12 protein-coding genes are annotated in these 21,464 nt (G+C 52.3%); 6 read left to right on the top strand and 6 right to left on the bottom strand.

All coding sequences use genetic code 11. The features are described from left to right. Positions 1–79 precede the first annotated feature (79 nt). Complete coding sequence (gene mltF, locus ACQYWX_RS10270) at positions 80–1,609, top strand: membrane-bound lytic murein transglycosylase MltF (protein ID WP_431688688.1); 1,530 nt, start codon at positions 80–82, stop codon at positions 1,607–1,609. Positions 1,610–1,622: 13 nt separating this feature from the next. Here the strand turns inward: mltF and ACQYWX_RS10265 are convergent, their stop codons facing one another. Then, positions 1,623–2,102, bottom strand: a complete 480-nt coding sequence (locus ACQYWX_RS10265; RefSeq protein ID WP_431688687.1) for a regulatory protein RecX — start codon at positions 2,100–2,102, stop codon at positions 1,623–1,625. Positions 2,103–2,335: 233 nt separating this feature from the next. Here ACQYWX_RS10265 and ACQYWX_RS10260 point away from each other — a divergent pair, with 233 nt between their 5' ends. Continuing rightward, positions 2,336–5,188, top strand: a complete 2,853-nt coding sequence (locus tag ACQYWX_RS10260; protein ID WP_431688686.1) for a DUF349 domain-containing protein — start codon at positions 2,336–2,338, stop codon at positions 5,186–5,188. Positions 5,189–5,278: 90 nt separating this feature from the next. Here the strand turns inward: ACQYWX_RS10260 and ACQYWX_RS10255 are convergent, their stop codons facing one another. Beyond that, the gene (locus ACQYWX_RS10255) at positions 5,279–5,545 is read right to left on the bottom strand and encodes a late competence development ComFB family protein (protein ID WP_011396085.1); all 267 of its coding nucleotides are present in this window, start codon (positions 5,543–5,545) and stop codon (positions 5,279–5,281) included. A gap of 254 nt (positions 5,546–5,799) precedes the next feature. Between ACQYWX_RS10255 and ACQYWX_RS10250 the strand changes: the two genes are divergently transcribed. The 4 genes from ACQYWX_RS10250 to ACQYWX_RS10235 all read left to right on the top strand — a co-directional run bounded on the left by ACQYWX_RS10250 (position 5,800) and on the right by ACQYWX_RS10235 (position 12,689). Next, positions 5,800–7,008, top strand: a complete 1,209-nt coding sequence (locus tag ACQYWX_RS10250; RefSeq protein WP_431688685.1) for an acetyl-CoA C-acetyltransferase — start codon at positions 5,800–5,802, stop codon at positions 7,006–7,008. Between the two features lie 45 nt (positions 7,009–7,053). Next, entirely contained in the window at positions 7,054–9,207 is a 2,154-nt protein-coding gene (locus ACQYWX_RS10245; protein ID WP_431688684.1) for a 3-hydroxyacyl-CoA dehydrogenase NAD-binding domain-containing protein, read from the top strand. 451 nt (positions 9,208–9,658) lie between these two features. After that, entirely contained in the window at positions 9,659–11,791 is a 2,133-nt protein-coding gene (locus ACQYWX_RS10240; protein ID WP_371824083.1) for a carboxy terminal-processing peptidase, read from the top strand. A gap of 103 nt (positions 11,792–11,894) precedes the next feature. After that, entirely contained in the window at positions 11,895–12,689 is a 795-nt protein-coding gene (locus tag ACQYWX_RS10235) for an XRE family transcriptional regulator (protein WP_431688683.1), read from the top strand. 104 nt (positions 12,690–12,793) lie between these two features. Here the strand turns inward: ACQYWX_RS10235 and tssI are convergent, their stop codons facing one another. From tssI to ACQYWX_RS10215, 4 genes are all read right to left on the bottom strand, one after another. Next, positions 12,794–14,773, bottom strand: a complete 1,980-nt coding sequence (gene tssI, locus ACQYWX_RS10230) for a type VI secretion system tip protein TssI/VgrG (protein ID WP_431688682.1) — start codon at positions 14,771–14,773, stop codon at positions 12,794–12,796. 536 nt (positions 14,774–15,309) lie between these two features. Beyond that, positions 15,310–16,689 carry a hypothetical protein gene (locus ACQYWX_RS10225; RefSeq protein ID WP_431688681.1) on the bottom strand — a complete coding sequence of 460 codons (1,380 nt, stop codon included), beginning with the start codon at positions 16,687–16,689 and terminating at the stop codon, positions 15,310–15,312. Positions 16,690–16,872: 183 nt separating this feature from the next. Next, positions 16,873–19,605, bottom strand: a complete 2,733-nt coding sequence (locus ACQYWX_RS10220; protein ID WP_431688680.1) for an ATP-binding protein — start codon at positions 19,603–19,605, stop codon at positions 16,873–16,875. Positions 19,606–19,742: 137 nt separating this feature from the next. Then, complete coding sequence (locus tag ACQYWX_RS10215) at positions 19,743–21,410, bottom strand: acetolactate synthase large subunit (protein WP_431688679.1); 1,668 nt, start codon at positions 21,408–21,410, stop codon at positions 19,743–19,745. Between the last annotated feature and the right edge of the window lie 54 nt (positions 21,411–21,464).

Below are 21,464 nucleotides of genomic sequence, written 5' to 3'. Positions count from 1 at the left end.
CAGTTTAACTACAGTTAACTTGCAACTTGATTTGTTACTGTTAAGTATTGAGCCCCTTTGTTTATAACCGGAACTGATATTGCTTGCTTCAGCCTGCACTCATTCATGGCGAACAGGACGTTTCCTGAACAAACTGATTAGGAGCGGTATTCAGACGCTGACCGCAGCAGCGCTTATCGCCAACCTGAGCGCATGCAGCCGCCCTACTACGCTGGAGAAGATTGAGCAGGAGGGCGTCCTTCACGTTATCACTCGCAACGCCCCCACCACTTATTATGAAGACCGGGACGGCCCCGCCGGTTTTGAGTATGAGCTGGCGAAAAAGTTTTCGGAATATCTCGGCGTCGAGTTGCGACTGCGGGTCGCCAGCGATCTTGACGAAGCCTACACAGTCCTCGAACAAAACTACACCAATCTGGCCGCTGTCGGCCTGAGTCGCCTGGCGGCTTCCGCGCAAAGTCCCGGCCTCCGCTTCAGCTCTGAGTATCTGGAAATTCAGCCTCTGGTGTTGTTTCGAAACGGCAGCCCCAAGCCAAAGCAGGTAGACGATCTGATTGGGGGCAAAATGATTATCCCTGCGCAGACGGCGCAAGCAGAGTTCCTGCGGCAGGTTAAAGATTCTCGTCTTCCCGATATGGACTGGCTGGAAGCGGCGGATATGGAAACATCCGAAATCATGCGCCTGATTGAAGAAGGGGAATACGAATACGCCATCGTCAACTCCCGGGAATACGAAATTCATAAGGCCATGTTCCCCCGCGCACGGGAAGCCTTTCCTTTAATGGAGCCGTTACAGATCAGCTGGATATTCCCACCCGGCGAAGACATGTCCCTCATTCAGAAAGCGGACGAATTCATTAAGCAAATCAAAGAAGACGGCACGCTGATCTATCTGCAGGAGCGCTATTTCGGGCACGTAAATCAGCTGAATTACGTGGGTGCACGCACCTATATCAGCCATATCAAAGACAGACTGCCTAAGTTTGAGCCGACTTTTAAACAGGCGTCTGAAAAATTCGAAGTCGATTGGCGCCTGCTGGCTTCTATTGGTTACCAGGAATCCCACTGGCGTCCATACGCCACTTCTCCTACTGGCGTAAGAGGGCTGATGATGCTGACGCTGCCCACCGCCAAGGAGATGAACGTCAAGAACCGGCTTAATCCTGAGCAGAGCATCTTCGGCGGCGCAGGTTACTTCAGCCGCATCAAGCAGCGTATATCAGAGCGTATTGCGGAGCCAGATCGCACCTGGATGGCGCTGGCCGCCTACAATATCGGCCTTGGACACCTGGAAGACGCCCGCGCGCTGGCGAAAATGCAAGGGATGGATCAGGACAAATGGATTGACGTCAAACAGGCGCTGCCATTGTTACAACAGAAGAAATGGTATGTGAAGACTCGCTACGGCTACGCTCGTGGCTGGGAGCCGGTACATTATGTGCAGAATATCCGTCGCTATTACGACGTCCTAGTATGGATGACTCAGCCCAGTGCGGAAGATGGCAGCGTCGCTCAAAATGAAGACGGCCCAAACTCAGGAGTCGAAGGGATGACAGAGGAAACACCAGCTATTCCCGCCCCATTCCGAGTCACGCCGCCAATGCTTTAAGGCCTTTCCCCCCTCAGAACTCGTCCGCATCAGCCTTTATCGCCTCATTGATTTCATCAAAACCAAATCCTCTTTGCATCAGGTAACGCTTCTGTTTCTGAAGCTCGACGGGGGTTTCCGGTCGCTCTCGAAATCGCTTATTCAGGGTCGCCTCAGCTCGTTCAAACCAGTCTACGCCGGATTCCGCAAACGCCTTTCTGACCAAATCCCGCTCTACACCTTGTTGCTTCAACTCCGCTGTGATTCTTATTGGACCATAGCCTTGCCCTGCTCTATGCCGAACCAGGATCTCCGCATAGCGTAAATCGCTCAGCCAATTATTCTCCAGCAGATGGGCGATCACCGCTTCCACGGCATCGGTATCGGCGCCTCCAGCCTCAAGTTTGCGGCGAAGTTCGCGCTCGGCATATTCCCGACGGGCGAGCAATCTTAACGATTTTGCCAAAAGCGCCTGTTTTAATTTTTCAAAATCAGGGTTGGCGGAAGCGTCCATAATTAAACCTTACACTTATCAATCAGTATGCAAACAGTCTGGCGTTTTATTAAAGGCGGCGGATTTACGCCCAACCCTTTCGAGACGCCAACAACGAGAGTAGACTATGCTGTCGCGCAAATGAGCATAGCGCGAACGGTGACCAGATCGCACGTCCGTAGCGACGCAGTATGCCGCCAGTAGTCTTTCCGCAAGAACTCAAGGCCCGATAATTGAACTTTCAGGAACCTTTCATGCCGACCCTGCTAAATAAGCTATTCAAGCCCAAGTGGCAAAGTAACAACCCGCAAACCAGGTTGGACGCGATCAACGAACTTGATTGGAATATACCAGAGCAGCGCAGCATCCTCGAACAGGTTATCGCAAAAGACTCAGAAGCCGAAGTGCGCCAGGCGGCGCTGAAAAAAGTGATAAAAATCGAAGACCTGCTTAAATTCACCAACGACAAAGATAAAGTCGTTCGGGATGCGTCCAAAGCGCGCCTGCAGTCTCTTATACAAGGCGCATCCAGCAATTTCGACAGCTTTGTCGCCCAAAATCTTAAACAAGCCTCCGATGAATTACTGTTCACGATTCTTGGCGCCCTGAACGAGGAAACCCAGCTCCCAGCATTTTTACAGGCGCTAGGGGACAACAATTCCCCCATGCTGGAGAAAATCGCCACCGAACACCACCTCAGCAAAGTTCGCATGAAAGCGGCGGACCATATCCAGGAGCCTAGCGCCCTTGAACGTCTCGCCAAAGTGGCGAAAACCAAAGATAAAGGTCTGTTTCAGTTAGTCAAAGGCAAACTGAAACAAGAAAAAGACCAGGAAAAGCAAGAAGCCGCCGCACGTCAGGAAGTAGAAGCTTTTTGCCTCACACTTGAAAATCACGCCAAAACAGACGTCACACGTTACTACCCAGAAAAACTTCATGCTCTGGAGCGCACACTCCAGACACTGGCGCCCGCGCGCTTCGCCGATTTACAGCAACGCATCCAAACCGCACTGGATACCTGCCGCACCAGAGCCACAGCGATGGAGGACGAAGCCAAGGCCACCGCGCATGAAGAGGCGCAAACGCAGGAGCTGCAATCAGAACGTGACGCCACCTGCTCCGAGCTGGAAAACACTATCGAAAAGTTACAGGCTGCGCCCTTGAGTACGCCCAGCGAGTTATCCGCCTTGGATGCGCTGATAAAGACACAGGAAAACCGTTGGCTGGAAGCGACTCGCGACCACAAAGTCAGCAAACACGAGCAAAAGCGTTACCAAGCCGCAATGGGCGAAGTTCGCCATTACTACTCCTGCCTGCACAAGCTCAGCAACCTGCAAGGGGATCTTGATACGTCGATCAAACAGGCGGAAGAATTTAAGGAGAAAGGCGACAGCGAGTCCAAAGATAGCCGCCATACTCTGAAAAAGATCCGGCAAATGGTGGATGAGGTGGAGTGGCCATCCGGCTACCAAAGACCGTCGCTACTATCCAAAGCAGCGGAGCTTATGGGCGAGATCCATACCATCCAGGCCCAGCATATCCAGGATCAGAAGCGCTTAAAGCAAGAAGTGCAGAAATATATTCAGCAGTTAAGCGATGCGATTGATGAAGGCGCTGTAAAACGCGCCCTGAAACTAAATAAGGACATCGCTCGCACACTGGAACGTCTTCCCGCCAAGATCGCGCACGACCTGACCGCCCGCTTCCGATTGGAGCAGAAGCGCCTGGAGGATCTGAAGGACTGGCAAGGGTTCGCTACCCGGCCGAAACAGGAAGAACTGTGCGAACGTATGGAGCATCTGGCTGACCAACACTTGGAACCGCACCTTAAAGCTCAGCGTATTCGCGAGTTACAAAAAGAGTGGCGTACACTCGGAGGCTCTTCCGATCAGTCGCTATGGAACCGCTTCCGCGACGCGTCCGAAAAAGCCTACGAGCCATGCAGAGAGTTTTTCAGCGAGGAAGAAAAGCTCAAAGAAGTTAACCTCAATAAGCGTCAGGAAATTGTCCATCAACTACGCGGCTTCATCGACTCCGTGGATTGGGACGCGCCAGACTGGAAAATGGTGGATAAGATCAATCGCAAGGCGCGGGAAGAATGGCGTCAGTACTATCCGGTTGACCCGCAACACGGCAAGCAGGCGCAAAAGCATTTCAATGAGTTGCTGAAGTCCCTGGATGAACGACTCAGCGGCGAAAAAGCGCGCAATCAGGCAATTAAGGCCGACATTGTTAAACGCGCGGAAGCTTTGATCGCGGAAGAAGATATCCGCACCGCCACCCATCAGGCCAAAGCGTTACAGAAAGAATGGCAATCAGCGGGCATTACCGATCATCGTGAAGATCGTCGCCTGTGGAGCGAGTTCCGCAAAGCTTGCGACCAGATATTCGGCCGCCTGAACGAAACTCGTCAAAAGCATCATGAAGAACAGCAACATAATGTACAAAGAGCGGAAGAGCTGGTGACCGCCGCTATCGCACTGGCGGAGCATCCTGACGAAAGCACGGAAAGCGCTATAGCGTCGCTGTCTGAAGCCTTCAGCGACCTGGGGCACTTGGGCGATCATGGCAAAGAGTTGCACGGCCGCTTCAAAAGCGCCGTTAGAACCTGCCGTAAAGCATTGGAGCAACGCACCAAGACGTCCTATATCCACTACTGGGGAGGCATCCTCGATAACGGCGCGCACATCCGGACGCTGACAGACGCCCAAAGCGTTGAGTGGCCGACTGAGCTGGATGAGCTGCAGGCGCCGCATAAAGCCCAGTTTGAAAATGCGCTGTCTCAATTCGCACAGGCGGGAAGCCTGAACGAGATTTCTCAGGACGAAGCACGCGATCTCGTTCTTACTGCGGAAATCCTGGCGGAAATGGAGAGTCCTGCGGAAGAGAAAACCCGGCGCATGCAGCTGCAAGTAGAGCGACTCACCGCCGGCATGCAGCAATCCGCACCGTTGGAAAGCCCTATCAGTAAGTTTGAGCAGATAGTCCTGCAGTGGGCGACCGCCAAGACAGATGACAATGGTGCCGCACAAGACCTGGATAAGCGCTTGCGTACAGCTCTGGAAGGTATTGTCGTCAAGTTACAACCACACCCTCATCGCGACTGATTCGTATTGATCAAGCCAAAGCCTCGCCGCCGCTAATCATTGCGGCGGAGGGCTGCGGCAAACGCCGCTATAGCTCGACCTCGACAATACCTAGTCTCGATGCCCCTCTTTTACGTAAGTGACCGCTTTGGCGACGGCGCCTACGACTTCCTCCTGCATCTTCAAGAACTCATCCGAAGAAAGGTAGAACGCCATATCCACACCGTGCCGAAAATAACGGGCGGGCAAGTGGTTTAACGCAACACACACAGCGTCAGTCAGAAAATCCTCATCAGGCTCCTGCCCTTCCATCTGCTTGGCCAGCTCCTCCAACACTAATTTTTCATAATAGTTATAAACATTGTCGAGAATAGACATAGCGCCTCCTGATAACCCCTTTTCATCTCACACCTGCAGTTGGATTCCGGGCGAACAGCCACAACTCATATTTGACCTTCGCTCCGACTTAATAATAGACCAGACCGTTCGCCTCGCCATTGCGGGCTCGCACGCCTGAGCAAACTGGATGTTTTCGCCAATGGGGTTGTTTGTTCCTGTCATTTCTCCGCAAAGGCCCCTCGCATAAGGTAAATAACGTCATCAGCGTTCAATAAAACAAGAAGGTACGATTCATGGACACAGACGCTTTCATCTATGACAGTGTTCGCACGCCGCGTGGTCGGGGTAAAAAAGACGGCTCCCTTTACGAAGTAAAACCCGTCGACCTGCTCGCAGGGATATTGAGCTCATTGCAGCAACGCAACCAACTCGACACTCAACAAGTGGACGATATTGTGATGGGATGCGTCACTCCCGTTGGAGATCAAGGAGCGGACATCGCCAAAACCGCCGCCCTTGTCGCCGGCTGGAGCAATGAGGCGGCAGGCGTCACATTGAGCCGCTTTTGTGCGTCAGGCCTGGAGGCGGTGAACCTTGCTGCAATGAAGATCCGTTCCGGATGGGAGGATCTGGTGGTTGCGGGCGGCGTTGAATCCATGTCACGGGTTCCTATGGGCAGCGACGGCGGCGCCTGGGCGCTGGACCCGGCCACTAATCTACGCACCCACTTTATTCCACAGGGCGTCAGCGCCGACTTGATCGCGACGATAGAAGAATTTTCCCGCGCGCAGGTGGATGAGTTTGCAGTGAACTCTCAACGCAAAGCATCAGAGGCGAGACGTCAGGGTCTATTCAAAAAGTCCATTGTTCCGGTGACAGATCGGAACGACCTTATCCTGCTGGAAGAAGACGAACTGATTCGCCCAGAAACCTCACTGGAGGGCTTGTCGCAATTGAAGCCGTCCTTCCAGATGATGGGGGAGATGGGTTTCGACTTCGTACCGAAGGAGAAATATCCCTTCGTTGAACGTATCAACCATGTGCATACCCCCGGTAACTCCTCCGGCATTGTCGACGGCGCAGCAGCGCTATTGATCGGTTCAAAGCAAAAAGGCGATCAACTGGGTTTGAAGCCCCGCGCTCGCATCGTAGCGACGGCTGTCACCGGCTCAGATCCCACGATAATGCTGACGGGACCGGCTCCCGCCACCCGCAAAGCACTGCAAAAAGCAGGATTGTCCGTATCCGATATAGATCTATTTGAAGTGAACGAGGCCTTCGCCGCGGTTGTCCTTAAGTTTCAGAGAGAAATGGGCGTCCCTGACGACAAGGTCAATGTGAACGGTGGAGCCATCGCCATGGGACACCCTCTCGGCGCGACAGGCGCCATGATACTTGGTTCATTGCTGGACGAATTGGAGCGTCGTCAACTGCGATATGGTCTGGCCACGCTCTGCGTAGGCGGAGGCATGGGCATCGCCACCATCATCGAACGACTCTGAACAGCGTCAGACACTACTACCGGACAATGACAAGCGAGAGATGACATGACTGCCATACGCTACGAAAAAGACCAAGAAAACATCGTCCTTCTGACCATGGACATGCCCGGCCAGAGCGCCAACACCATGAATGCGGAGTTCCGCGAAGCTTTCCGCGACACTCTGCAACGCCTGCAGCAAGACAGGGAACATATTGCTGGCGTCATTATTACTTCAGCCAAGAAGACCTTCTTCGCCGGCGGCGACCTGAGAGAGCTGATTCAGGTAAATAAAGAACATGCCCAGGACTTTCTGGACATGCTGACAACAAGCATTACCCAACCTCTGCGCCAACTTGAGCTGTTGGGGCGACCTGTCGTCGCGGCGATCAATGGAGCCGCTCTGGGCGGGGGCTGGGAACTGGCGCTGGCCTGCCATGCACGTATCGCATTGGCGGACGAACGAATTGAACTGGGCTTGCCGGAGGTAACGCTAGGGTTATTGCCCGGCGGAGGCGGCGTCATCCGTCTCCCTAGATATCTGGGCCTGGAAAAAGCGCTCCCTCTTCTACTGGAAGGAAAAAAGCTATCCCCGCAAAAAGCCTTATCGATGGGCCTGCTGCATGAGCTGGCCGAAAGTCCTGAGGAGCTTATTAACGCCGCGCGCGCCTGGATAAAAGCAAACCCATCTCCCCAACAACCCTGGGATGCAAAGGGCTACAAAATTCCCGGAGGCTCGCCCAGCAACCCCAAAGTGGCGCAGATGCTGGCGATTGCTCCCGCCATATTGAAAGCAAAAACCAAGGGTTGCTACCCCGCCCCGGAGGCCATCATGTCCGCCGCTGTAGAAGGCGCGCAGGTAGACTTCGACATCGCCCAGAAAATAGAGTCCCGCTATTTTACCTATCTCACCACCAGCCAGGTGGCGAAAAATATGATTGGAACCTTCTGGTTTCAGCTAAATGATTTAAAGGCGGGACAAAGTCGTCCGAAAGACATTCCAACACACAAAATGAGCAAAGTCGGCGTACTGGGCGCCGGCATGATGGGCTCAGGCATCGCCTACGCCTGCGCGCAAAGAGGGCTGCAAGTCGTGCTCAAAGATGTAGAGCAAGCTTCTGCGGAAAAAGGCAAAGCCTACTCCGATAAAATTCTTGGCAAAAAGGTCAGCCAGGGACGCATGACAGAAGCCCAAAAACAAGACGTGCTCGACCGCATCACGCCCACCACTAACGTCAGCTTAATGGAGGGTTGCGACCTCATTATTGAAGCGGTATTTGAAAACAGTGAATTGAAGGCCAAGGTGACTCAGGAAAGCGAGCTGATGCTACGCCCAGAGGGTATTTTCGCCTCCAACACATCTACTATTCCCATCACACAACTCGCTCAGGCTTCCAGAGACTCAGAGAAGTTTATCGGGCTGCACTTCTTCTCCCCTGTGGATAAGATGCAGTTAGTGGAAATTATTGTAGGCGAGTCCACTTCACAAGAAACCCTGGCCAAGGCATTTGACTTTGTCATGCAGATCGGCAAGGTTCCTATCGTTGTAAACGACAGTCGGGGCTTCTTCACATCACGCGTCTTTGGCACTTTCGTCAATGAAGGCGTCGCCATGCTGGCGGAAGGCGTACATCCCGCCGCCATCGAAAACGCCGCGCAGCTTGCAGGAATGCCGGTCGGGCCGCTTGCTCTGTCAGACGAAGTCAGTTTGACCCTGATGACTCATATCAGAGATCAATCCCGCAAGGATGTTGAGGCGAATGGCGGCAAATGGTCCCCGCATCCCGCAGAGCAGGTAATTGACGCGATGGTGAGCGAGCTTGAGCGTAAAGGTAAAGCCGCCGGGGCAGGCTTCTACGAGTATCCCCAACAGGGCGCCAAACACCTTTGGCCAAAGCTCGTGGAAAAATATACCGACATGACGATAACTCAAAACACCGACCTGCAGGAGCTAAAGGACCGCTTGCTGTTTATTCAGTCGCTGGAAACCATACGTTGTCTGGAGGAAAACGTTTTACGCTCGGTTAAGGACGCCAACATTGGCAGCATCTTCGGCTTGGGCTTCGCCCCTTGGACAGGGGGCGCTATCCAGTACGCCAACCAATACGGCTTGCGCCAGTTTGTCGAGCGCGCCAACTATCTTCGCGATCGCCATGGAGACCGGTTCGCGCCTCCCGCATTACTGGTATCACTAGCGGAGAAAGGCGCAATTTTCGAGTAGCGCCCATTTAACTTAGCTCAATAAACGCAAAATATTGCCGTCCCTTCCAGCGAAACCCAATGTTCACTGGAAGGGACGTACGTCGTTTAGAAAAGTAAAAAACACCATATTCTTACTTTTCTACCAATTCGCCCCCTGCTTCATCGCACCTAGCGCCTATCCTGAGCGCCTCTTCACACCTTGGGCAATTAGCGGCCATTATGAATAGATTGTCATTTGCTTTTTTGCAACCCAGCATTAACTCTAGAAACTAGGTGAGTGTAAAACTTCATCGGCATTTCCAGCAGATGCAGACTGAATTCGCTTTTGATTGTCCGCCATTGCAAAGGCTTACAATTGGTGATGAATAGATACTAGTTGGAACTTCGTATCTGGCCTACAATCAAAGTGTTAATACTGTATAAAAGCTGTGGAGTATTTATACCCTTGCACAATTATCCCGGATTTAGTCGTGAATAAGTTTAAACATATGTTTTTGTTACAACGCCGCAGTCTCTACGCTGTCCTGTTTACCTCCCTGTGCTCACTGGCGCTGGCCGGCAACGCCGCCGTCGCTTCTGGAGCCAAGACGGAAAACCCGGACTATCTCAACCTGTCCCCTACCGCGGACCAGGAAAAAGCCAGCAGGGATATCGCCAGACAACTGCAGTACGCTCACTACCGCAGCCTGAAAATAGATGGAGAAGTATCCTCAGAGGTGTTGGATAACTACATAAAATATCTCGACCCACAGCGCATCTACTTCACCCAAAGCGACATCGACGAGTTTGAAAACTATCGATATCGACTTGATGGCGCTATTAAATCCGGTCAGCTTGATCCCGCTTTCCGCATCTACAATCGCTTCCAGTCACGCATTGTCGGCCGCTTGGGCTATATTACCGGCCTGCTCGACACCGGCGTCGATAAACTGGATTTCAAAAAAGACGAAGAAATCCTCATCGACCGAGAGGAAGCGCCCTGGGCGAAGACCGAGGGCGAGCTTGATAACCTCTGGCGCAAACGTCTGAAGAGCGCCATATTGAGTCAACGCTTGCTGGGCAAAACCGACGAAGACATCAGCAACGGCCTGCGTAAGCGTTACGAAAGTCAGCTAAGTCGTATCAGGCAGTCCCGCTCAGAGGACGTATTTCAGGCATATATGAATGCGCTGACCAATATTTACGATCCTCATACCCAGTATTTTTCGCCTCGCAACTCCGAAAACTTCAATATCAATATGTCCCTGTCGCTGGAAGGCATAGGCGCTGTATTGCAATCGGATAACGAGCACACCAAGGTCGTCAGATTAGTGCCGGCGGGTCCCGCCGATAAGAACGGCAAGCTCAAACCTGCTGACCGTATCGTCGGTGTTGGTCAAGGCGACAAAGGCGAAATCGTCGATGTCGTGGGATGGCGCCTGGAGGAAGTAGTGGACCTGATCCGCGGCCCTAAAAAGTCTGTGGTAAGGCTGGAAGTTATCCCCGCCACCGCCAGTAACGACTCAGAAACCCGTATCATCAACATCGTACGGGATAAAGTGGACCTGGAAGATCAATCTGCTCAAAAGCACGTCCTTAACATCAACCGTGGCGGACGCGAATATAAGTTAGGCGTTATCGATATCCCCACCTTCTACGCCGATTTCCGCGCAATGCAGGCAGGCGATCCGAACTATCGCAGCACCACGCGTGACGTAAACAAGCTCCTCAATGAGCTGAAAGCCGAGGGCATTGACGGCCTGATCATTGACCTGCGCGATAATGGCGGCGGGGCTTTGCAGGAAGCGATTCAGTTGACTGGCCTCTTTATTCAGGAAGGCCCAACGGTGCAAGTGCGCACAGCAGACAACCGCGTGCGTGTTTACGACGACCCGGATGAGCAAATCGCCTACACCGGCCCTCTCGCAGTCATGGTTAACCGCATGAGCGCTTCCGCTTCCGAGATTTTCGCAGCGGCCATTCAGGATTACGGACGCGGCGTTATCATTGGCGAACAAACCTTCGGTAAAGGAACCGTCCAATCTGTACGCGGCCTCAGCCATGGCCAACTGAAAATTACTGAAGCCAAGTTCTACCGTATTTCAGGGGGCAGCACTCAGCATAAAGGCGTCACTCCGGATGTCGTTATTCCATCCGCAATCGACAAGAGTGAGATTGGTGAAGATGCGTTACCGCAAGCCCTGCCCTGGGACCATATCGATGCTGTCGCACACCGCAGATATGGCAACTTCAGTCCACTGATTTCAGACTTAGCGAAAAACCATGATACCCGCATGGAGAAAAATGCCGAGTACCAGGCTTTACTGCAGGAAATCGACTTCTTAAAAGAAACCAAAGCGCAAAAAACCATCTCCTTGCGCGAGGATGTCCGCAAACAGGAACTGAAAAAACTGCAGGATCGTGAGCTGGCTTACGTCAACCTGAAGCGCGCGGCCAAGAAAGAGAATCAGTTTAAGAATTACAAAGAGTACGAGACCTATCAGGAAGAACAATCGGCGCAAGCGCCCTCGAAGAAAGATCTCGATTTTGTAGCGCGTGAGACCGGCGAAATTCTGGTGGACGTGCTAACCATGCAACAGCAAATCGCGGACTCTAAAAGCTAATCCCATCCTGACGTTAGCAGAAGCCTGATTCTGCTAACGTCATTGACTTCATTCACTTTTTAATCGACAGTGCAACAAGATATTCATCGTTGCAGGTCATCTTATGTCTGGAGACATTCCCAAGAAGTCCGGCGCTTCACCAGCCAGGACAGACGCCAAGGACAGCGCCTCAATGCCTGCAACGCACAAGCCTTCAACAAAAGCCAAAACCGCCACCGCCAAAGGTGATGAAAGCGGCTGGTTTAACCGCATCAGTGAATTAACCTCCTCCGCTCTGAAAATCGCCAAGTTAACCACCGGTAGCTCCATTCGCGTCGGCAAAACCATCCTGAAAAATCAGGACCAGTTGAAGCTTATGGCCGCCGCAGGGCAGTCTCTGAAAGACTTACGTGAAGTTGCAGGCCTCACTATCCATGAACTCAGTGATTCATTAAGCCTAAAAGACAAAAGCCTGTGGGAAGCGGTCGAAAATGGTACGGCGACGATTTCATTCGAACTCATTCTTCGCCTGGCGGCTCTACTGGCCCGCAATGATCCCGTCCCTTTTATCCTCAAATATACACGCACCTATAACCCGGAGTTGTGGCGCATCCTCAATGACTGGGGGCTGGGTCGACTTCCGCTGCAGTATGAGCGTGAGCGCAAATTTATAAACATCTATCGCCGCCATGACGCAGCGCGTCAGCTATCCGATGAAGGTTTTGACAAAGTGCTGGAGTTTACTCAAAAGGCATTTGAAATGGGCCTGCACTTTGTCGCCGAAAACGAGCAGCTCAGCAAACCGAATAAAGACGCCAGACAGACGGAGAAACCAACGTCGGAAGAGACACATCCTCCTCACAACGAAAAGACAACTACAACCAAGCCCTCTGGCGAGCCTAAGTCAGAAAAAGAATAAGGGGGGAGATCAGCCGCGTATATCGGGGAGATATAAGGCTCAAAAAAATCGCGCCCCTATAAGGAGCGCGATCATGAACAGAACAAATACAGAAGATTACCGGATTAGTTTTCCTTGATCTGGCTACCTTTCATGGTAATCACGCCCGAGGCTTTGGTATTTATCTTATTTCCGTTGATAGTGATATCGCCATTCTTTTTCATGGTGATGCTGGCTTTACCCACCTGCAAGGTAATCTCGTCTTTAGCCGTGATCTGAACACTCTTGGCGTCAACCGAGTACTCTTTGGTAATGGACTCAGTGTGTTTGCCTTTAATCGACTCAGTACGGTCCTTACCAATCTCAACCGTTACATTTTTGCCGACATTCAGCGATGAGTTTTCACCAATGACTTCATCTTTGTTTTTACCGATATCAATGCTCTGATTTTCACCAACAGTCAGGCTGTCGTTTTTACCGATATTGATAGTACGGTTTTCGCCAACTTCCTCAGTCTGATTCTTAACAACACTGATGGACTGGTTATTTCCGACGCTTTCTGTATCGTCGTTTTCAACCGTAATGTCTCTGTCTTTTTGAGCGTGGACACGAATCAGCTCTTCGCCTTTTTCGTCAATGAGCATAATTTCGTTATAGTCTTCCGTCCCACCGCCCTTGGAAGAACGTGACTTAACGCCGGTATGGGTCTTTTTCGCTGGCAATTCGTAGGGAGGCATTTGCTCCGCATTGTATACGCTCCCGATAATCAGGGGTCGATCCGGGTCCCCTTCAAGGAAGGAGATCACCACTTCTTGGCCGATTCTCGGAATATACTGCGCACCCCAGTTTTTACCGCTCCATATCTGCGCAACACGAATCCAGCAGGAACTCTTGTCGTCTTTCTTGCCCAAGCGGTCCCAATAAAACTGGACTTTGATACGGCCAAATTCATCCGTATAAATCTCATCAGCTGACGGACCAACTACCAATGCCGTTTGTGTACCGCTTATTACAGGCTTTGGCGTCTTTATGGTTGGACGCATAATTGTTGAGCTGGGAGCGCATTGAAATGAGTTGGAGTAATGCGGCGCGGATTCAACGCCAGCTCGATAACTCCCCTCTTCCGCGTTATGCGTCACGCTGGCGACAACATACTTTTCTTTACTTTCCTTCGAGTCAGGATGGACCCCTACCGTAAAGATATAACCTGAGCACATCGAAGGATAATTGCTTTCCGCATTAACCAGTGAATAGCCGCTCTCCAATGTTTCCATACGGGTCTTGGCGTAACCATCGCCCTCCCCTTTCTGCGCATACTCGCCAGGGTAATCATAAACTTCAAACTTACTGATATTAGGCAGCTTGACCTTAGTACCCTGAAAAACCGCCAAACTGGTGGCGGGGGTTTCGAAGTTATAATCCGTTAGAGAAACTTTTCCGCTGACAAGCTGGTACGCATGCTCCCAGCTGCTGATTTTGAATTTCGTGTGAGCGCCGTCGGTGACATCCAAAGAGGACTCGGATACCGATTCATATCCTTTGGCGTTATCGCTAAGCACCAGCGTATGCTTGCCTTCTTCGTGCTGGAAGTAGTAATAGATCCCCTCTTCCTCCAACAAGCGTGAGACGAAGTCGAAATCGGTCTCACGATATTGCACGCAATAAACCCGGTTTTCATATGTTTTTTGCAAGCGCCAGCTAACATCTGAAAAACCTAATTCACTAAAGACTTTATCAATAATTTTTTGAACGGTCAGTTCCTGAAAGATCCGACAGTCACGACGATACTTGAGCAGGGAAAACCACGGAACCATCTTGAGCCTGTATTCTCTATAATGGTTCTCTTCAATCTGGTGTGCTGACATCTGGGTTACGATGCCCGAAAAGTGCCTGGGTTTACTAGGGTCCGCATGCACGCTGATGGTAACTTCTTTACCAACGATAGCGTTTGGATCAATGTTGTAATCTGTACTCCAGACCGTCGCAGTCGTTTCAAACGGCTCTGACAGGCATTCCGTTACCTTGAGTTTTTTCATTACAAGCACATCCGCCCCTAACGGAGACTTAATCGTCAGGAGCTGTTTATCTTGCTTCGGTCCCGCCATGGTCTAACCCTTCCATCAGCATGATTAATTTTTTGTCGCCTCATTTTGATTGATTAGAGGCCAAGTTCAAATTCGGTTTTCTGCAATTCTATATGACCGCCGCCCATCTTGCATAAATCAAGGGCCGATCACTTATCAACCATTACAAACAGAGCGTCAAAACAAACTGAAAGCCGTCAGTAATACCTGATTTTTTTACGGATTTTTGGACGCTGACTTTGGTGAAACGGCATACACAGAAGATATAAAATGGAGAAGCTTCAAGAAAGTTCATCCCTCTGCGCCCTGACTATTTACCAAGCCAAAATAGCCTTGACTCCGCACTGATTCCACGGTATCAAGTGCAACGACATATTAAGCGCGTAACGCCCGAATGATGGGCGCCCAGCACTAGAAGCCGCATAAATTCTATCTCATCGGGAGTGGCGCCTACACCAGCCATAGGGATGAAATTTTTAACTAAACCACTCTATCTCCAGCAGGACTACCCCATCAAAGTATCCCAGGCAATATTTATAATAAGAGGCATCAACTCCTCAGCCGCGCTCTTTCTCGCTGTCCATGGCGATCGAGCCCGAGCGATCAAACTTATATCTGAAGAAATCGCCCAGATTGACCATTGATGTCGACTTGTTGAGATAAACGGAAGCGGACATTTCTTTCAATTTAACCTGCAGGAGCGTGATCTCAGCGATGAAGCGGTCCGCCAGTGATTCCGCATCGCCCTCTTTTTCGAGCAGTTTGTCTGTGGGCATGCTCAAAAAGTAATTGATGTATTCCGGCAACCAGGAAAACACCAGTTTCTGGAAGTCATGCTTGTCATCCTGAAAGACAGACTGGCGACTAATGTAGGGCAGCAGATAATCGATAAGATGGTCTATCTCCCCGACTAACGCTCTGGTCTCGTTGAGCCCCATGTCGCTCAAGCGCGTCATCAGGCGCTGCTTGGAGGCTTTCCAGTCAAGCATTCCCTTTGACTTGATCAGGGACCGATAGTGGTCCGCCTCCAGCCCCAATTGATTGATCCATTGAATATCTTCCGCGCCGAGTCCGGCGTCGCGCCATTTGCGCCTGGTCTTGAGCAGATCTGCGTAAACATCGTAAATACATGCGCATGTCAGATGGATAAGCTTGGCGTTGTCGCGGTTATTGAAGTGATGTTGCTGGAGATCAAAGGTCGCCGGATCATGCTCTTCAGCCGAGGTCGATAGCGCCAGGACAAGCTCCGTCAGTATCGGATTCTCCACATACTCCACCCCACTTTCACTGAATTCCTTTAACAGTTTCGCCCGCGCCAGCTCAACCTCTTTTTCGGCGTTCAACGCATTGAGTTTCTTGCCTGCGCTGTTCAGTCCGTATTTAGCCAGAGTGGGCAGCAAGGCGTGTCCGGCGATAGCCGCCGCCGTCACCGGATTGATCATCGCAACCAAACCTCCCACCAACAGCAGGCCGCCTGTCACTTTGTTTTCTACCCGGTCGATATTGTTCGCCACCTCTTTCAGATATTGGCCAAACGCGCTACCGTCCTCGGGTGGAGGCGCTTCCGCGAGCATAGGCTCTACAATCAAGTGCTGAATCATTTCTCGGGAGCAGTTCGACGGCGCGTGGAAGATACGCTTTTTGGGAAGACTGTTAAGCGGTGGAACGCCCGGCGGCAACACGCGCATGGTGTGCAATACATAACCCTGCTCCGCAAGACGGAAAGGAACAATAAAGTAGTGCTTCTCATCCACATTCTCATACAAGGACGCAGCGGTCTGGCTTGAGGAAAATAACTGCAGCTTACCAACGCTTTCCTTCACACGCTGATACTGCTCATCCACCGATGACATCAGATTGGACAGCGCCTCCTTGGAGGACTGCACGGCGCCTTTCACGCCGTTCGTAATTGTCGAGGTAGTAAATTTGATAGCCATAGCGCCTGCGCTTCCCAATTGAGTAACAGCGCGCCCTTTGCCTGCCATGACTGACGACGCGCTTAACAAATTGGTTGCATGTTATCGGTTATCAAGCGCAAATTCAGCTTTCTTGACGCTACCGTCTCCAGGCGGTAAGCGGATCTAGCGATAACTTGTAAACTGAACGACTCGCCGTTTAGTTCAAGCAAGCACCGGCATCTCAAAATAGAAGGTACAGCCCCCGCCAGGATTATTGTGGAAGCCGATCTTGCCCCCATGCCTTTCGATGATGGCTTTGGAAATATTAAGGCCAAGGCCGGTGCCGCTTTTGTTGCGAGTGTTGGAGGAATCGGCCTGCGCGAAGCGACCGAATATGCGGTTTTGAAATTCCGGCGGTACGCCAGGCCCTTTATCTGTGACGGAAACCCGCGCCTCGCCGTTTTCCAGCGTAATTGCAACCGCGATTTCTGAATGCGGAGGCGAGAATTTGGCGGCGTTGGATATCAGATTCGTCAGCACCTGAGTCAGACGTTCTTCATCCGCCTCCACCACTACCGCGTTGTCAGAAGGAATCTGCAGGGTAAAGCTGACGTCGGCGTTATGAGTCAGTCCCTGATTGAGCGCCAAGACATCACTGACAAGTTGCGCCAGATTGAAGTGACTGAGCTGCAACGTCATCTCTCCAGACGCCATTTTTTTCAGGTCCAGAATCGCATTAACCAGATTAAGCAAGCGATCCGTATTGCGCCGCGCAATCTCAATCATATGCGCATGCTTGTCCGGCGCAGCCAAGGCGATCTTGGCGTCCAGCAACGTCAGTGAACCGTTTATAGCAGTCAAGGGCGTCCGCAACTCATGACTGATGGTGGAAATAAACTCGTCTTTGATGCGCTCCGCCTCCGCCCTCTCGGTCACATCACGCACGATGCAAAGATAAGAGGCTGGCGGCGTCTGGGACAGACACACCGTTTGCAGCTCTAGAGGGAAGTCCTGCCCATTGCGGCGAATGCCCTGCAAGTATCCCGGCCCTGCATCCAGAGCAGCGGACTCTTGATTTGTCTCAGCTGTAGCCGCATGAAAATCCGGAATCAGAACCCGAATATTCAGACCGGCGAAATCGGAACAGGCGTATCCAAACAAACTCTCCACCGCCGGATTCACCGCCGTGATGCTTCCATCTTCCGTCACCGTCAGCAGTCCATCCGGCGTATGTTCATAAATGGCGCGCAGGCGTTGCTCACTGTGCCTCAACTCCGCCGTCCGTTCGCCAACCAAGGTTTCCAAAGCCAGCGTTCGACCACTGAAGAACAGCGATACCATGCCGCTGACGCCAGTGAACAACAGCCCCAACACATAGACAATCCAGGCGTTGATGGAGGTGTTCGCAGCAATATTGCTCTTGGTGGGAGCAATATCCAGATCCCATTCTCTGTTGAGAACGGCGAATTTATGCTCCCAGCGATAAGGACGGCTATTGACCTCTTCCTCAGAGATGTCCGGGGACATACTGACCTTGCCGTTATCGATCGTCATTTCATGCATCAGGTAGCGCTGCTCTGTAATGTCGGCAAGCGTAATGTGGTAGCCATCCATATTCAGCCGCTCAGTAAAGTGCTTCAGCAACGAGTGAATGCGAAACACCGCCACCAAAAAACCTTCTGGATAATCCGAGTCTTCCGCTCCCTCCCCGTCTCTCTCCTCAGCACCCGGAGCCAACGATGGCATTGAGCCCTCGCCGTGTCCGCCACTGAGAAAATGCGGGTAAAACACCAGAGCGCCCATATTGTCCAAAGACTGTTGCACCAGGTGTATAGGGCCGGTCATCACCGGTTTTCTTGAATCCCTGGCTTCGGCGATCGCGCTCAGACGGGAGGGATTGGAAGACACATCAAACCCAAGCGCGCCACGGTTACTCTCTAAGGGAAAGATAAAACGCACAGGAAGATAAATCGGCTTTTCCGGCGAGCGCTGCAGTTCACCGTCCAGCCGAGTCACGATTCCCATATCGACGTCGTAGTCGTCTAACAGCCCGGCTTCAAACTCCTCCCGTTCATAGCTGCGTATATAGGGATTCCAGGACATGGCCTGGAACCCCGGGTAACGCTCCAACGCCCAGAACACCGCCTTCTCAAAGCCGCTTCGATCGATTGTGGCATTGGCGGGAAGGTTTCTTTCTATCGCCCGGGCGACATCCAGGTGAGCCTCCAGGCTCTGATTGAGTGCGGCGGAATAGCCCTGAGCCTCACTGAAGAAACGCAGTCGTAAGCTGCTCTCCTCCCAGGATTTCGCATACAAAAACGCGACCGTCGCGAGAAAGAAAGTTCCGAGCAAAGAGAATGTCACCGCCCAACGTCGTTTTTTCCATGACTCGCGAGGCTGCAACCCCCACACCAATATCAGCGGGGTAAAAACCACCACTCCAATGGTGTCGCCAATCCACCAGACACCGAGGGAGCGGGCGTAATTTTCCGCGGGTATAAATCCCGCCAGCAACAGACTGCTGCAACCGATTAAGGCGTTGGACAGACAGCTCGCCGGACCGGCGAAAAACAGGAAGCGAATGATCTCGGGGAGCTCCGCCAGACGACCGGGATAGTTCGCGAAGCGAATAACTAAATAACGCCCCAAACAGGACTGCAGGGCGGCGCCAGCTCCAATGGCGACAAAGGTGAACAGTTGCCAGGGCCAGATTTCCGCATCGGGGAAACCCTGAGTTACGCTCAGGTTATTGATCAGAGACCCAAGAAAAACGCCTGCGCAAAGCCGATAGCCGCCCAGCAGCACCGCCGCGAGCGCGATGCCGGAAGGTATCCAGATAGCGGTGACATAGGTGCTGTCCGTGGTCAGCCATAAACCAATTCTACCCGTGACAAAATACGCCAGCGCGGTAAGCAGGTTATAAAACAGGGTCCCGACGGCATGGGATTTGGCCATAATGTTGGACGGGGTCCTTCCACATAAGGTATTCGCCTGAATATTTTATAGGCTATAGATGGCGTAGCTTCAAACCCGTGGAAGCAGGTCCCGGCCATGGCGGCTCGGGACCGAAGAGGGAAAACAACGGTTCGCGGTCAGACCAGACAGACTCTGCTGGCCAGTTCCTCCGTCAACACACGACGGTTCTCCGAATAGTCCACCGGCACGTCAATCAGGTGTACGCCTCCCGCAGCGAAAGCCTGTCTAATGGTGGGCGACAGGTCTTCCGCGCGTTGCACGCGGTGTCCAGAAGCGCCATAGGCTTGCGCGTATTTAACGAAGTCAGGATTGCCGTAGCTCAGTCCCCAATCATGGAAACCGCCCTGCTCCTGCTTCCAGCGAATCATACCGTAGGCGCTGTCGTTAACGATCAACACCACCAGATTCAATCCCAGACGCACCGCCGTTTCCATTTCCTGGCTGTTCATCATGAACCCGCCATCGCCGCAAATCGCCATCACCTGCAATTCGGGATGCAGCATGGCCGCCGCGATAGCGCTGGGCAATCCCGCTCCCATAGTGGCGAGGGCGTTGTCCAGCAACACCGTATTATTCATGTGCGCCTTGTAGTTGCGAGCGAACCAGATCTTATACATGCCGTTATCCAGAGCGATCACGCCATCGTCAGGCATCACCTTGCGCACATCCGCCACCAGCCGTTGCGGAATGATCGGAAAACGGTTGTCCTCAGAGCCTTCGCATAGCTGTTTCTCAACTTCTTCCTTAACCCGCTGGAAGTATTCAAAGTCGTGAGTATTCACCGGCTCCAGCAACTGCGTCAGTCTGGATACCGAATTGGCGATATCTCCCACTACTTCCAACTGGGGGAAATACACACGGTCCACATTGGCGGAATTGAAGTTGATGTGAATGACTTTCTTGCCGCCGGGCTCCATAAAGAAAGGCGGCTTTTCGATGACGTCATGGCCGACATTGATGATCAAGTCAGCGAAATCGATGGCGCAATGCAGATAGTCGCCATCGGACAACGCCGCCGTTCCCATAAACAGTGGATGACGCTCATCCACCACGCCTTTGCCCATCTGGGTGTTAAAAAACGGAATGCCAGTCTTCTCAATAAACCCCAACAACGCTTCCGACACTCGTTTACGGTTCGCCCCCGCGCCAATCAGCACCAGCGGGTGCTTCGCGTTCTGGATCATTTCCAGCGCCTGCTGAATGCTCAGATCATTGGCGTCCGGACGGCGGCTATGGCTGGACTCAAACAACATGACATCGGAGTCGGATATTTCTTCAGCGATATCTTCCGGCAGCTCCAGGTGCGCGGGCCCTGGTCTTTCCTCTTCCGCCAGACGAAACGCCTCACGGATTTTCGAAGGAATGGTGTTCACGTTGATGATCTGATGGGTGAACTTGGTCAATGGACGCATCATGTCCACGACATCGACAATCTGAAACAAGCCCTGCTTGGACTTCTTCACCGGCTTCTGCCCCGTCACCATCAGCAACGGCATAGCGCCCAGTTTCGCGTAGGCGGCCCCGGTCACCAAATTGGTGGCGCCTGGTCCCAAAGTCGATAGACACACGCCGGTTTTCCCCGTTAACCGGCCATAGGTGGCCGCCATAAAGGCCGCCGCCTGTTCATGCCGGGTCAGCACCAGCTTGATGGAAGAACCCCGCAGCGACTCGAGTAAGTCCAGGTTTTCTTCTCCGGGCACGCCGAAGATATATTTGACGCCTTCATTTTCCAGCGCTTTGACAAATAGGTCTGAGGCTTTCTCGCCCCCGTGCTCTGTTTTCATTCAGTTCTCCACAGGGTTTCACACGTACTCCGTATCCAGGCGCAATAGCTGCGC

The organism is Hahella sp. NBU794 (assembly GCF_050749805.1).
Classification (GTDB): domain Bacteria; phylum Pseudomonadota; class Gammaproteobacteria; order Pseudomonadales; family Oleiphilaceae; genus Hahella.
The sequence above is the reverse complement of the archived record's forward strand: the minus strand, read 5'-3'. Positions and strand labels throughout refer to the sequence as shown.

What these genes read in the sequence shown, in the direction of transcription:
- ACQYWX_RS10215 (WP_431688679.1), bottom strand. Translation starts at nt 21,410, where the DNA reads ATGAAAACAGAGCACGGGGGCGAGAAAGCCTCAGACCTATTTGTCAAA.
- tssI (WP_431688682.1), bottom strand. Translation starts at nt 14,773, where the DNA reads ATGGCGGGACCGAAGCAAGATAAACAGCTCCTGACGATTAAGTCTCCG.
- ACQYWX_RS10220 (WP_431688680.1), bottom strand. Translation starts at nt 19,605, where the DNA reads ATGGCCAAATCCCATGCCGTCGGGACCCTGTTTTATAACCTGCTTACC.
- ACQYWX_RS10265 (WP_431688687.1), bottom strand. Translation starts at nt 2,102, where the DNA reads ATGGACGCTTCCGCCAACCCTGATTTTGAAAAATTAAAACAGGCGCTT.
- ACQYWX_RS10250 (WP_431688685.1), top strand. Translation starts at nt 5,800, where the DNA reads ATGGACACAGACGCTTTCATCTATGACAGTGTTCGCACGCCGCGTGGT.
- ACQYWX_RS10260 (WP_431688686.1), top strand. Translation starts at nt 2,336, where the DNA reads ATGCCGACCCTGCTAAATAAGCTATTCAAGCCCAAGTGGCAAAGTAAC.
- ACQYWX_RS10245 (WP_431688684.1), top strand. Translation starts at nt 7,054, where the DNA reads ATGACTGCCATACGCTACGAAAAAGACCAAGAAAACATCGTCCTTCTG.
- ACQYWX_RS10225 (WP_431688681.1), bottom strand. Translation starts at nt 16,689, where the DNA reads ATGGCTATCAAATTTACTACCTCGACAATTACGAACGGCGTGAAAGGC.
- ACQYWX_RS10255 (WP_011396085.1), bottom strand. Translation starts at nt 5,545, where the DNA reads ATGTCTATTCTCGACAATGTTTATAACTATTATGAAAAATTAGTGTTG.
- ACQYWX_RS10235 (WP_431688683.1), top strand. Translation starts at nt 11,895, where the DNA reads ATGTCTGGAGACATTCCCAAGAAGTCCGGCGCTTCACCAGCCAGGACA.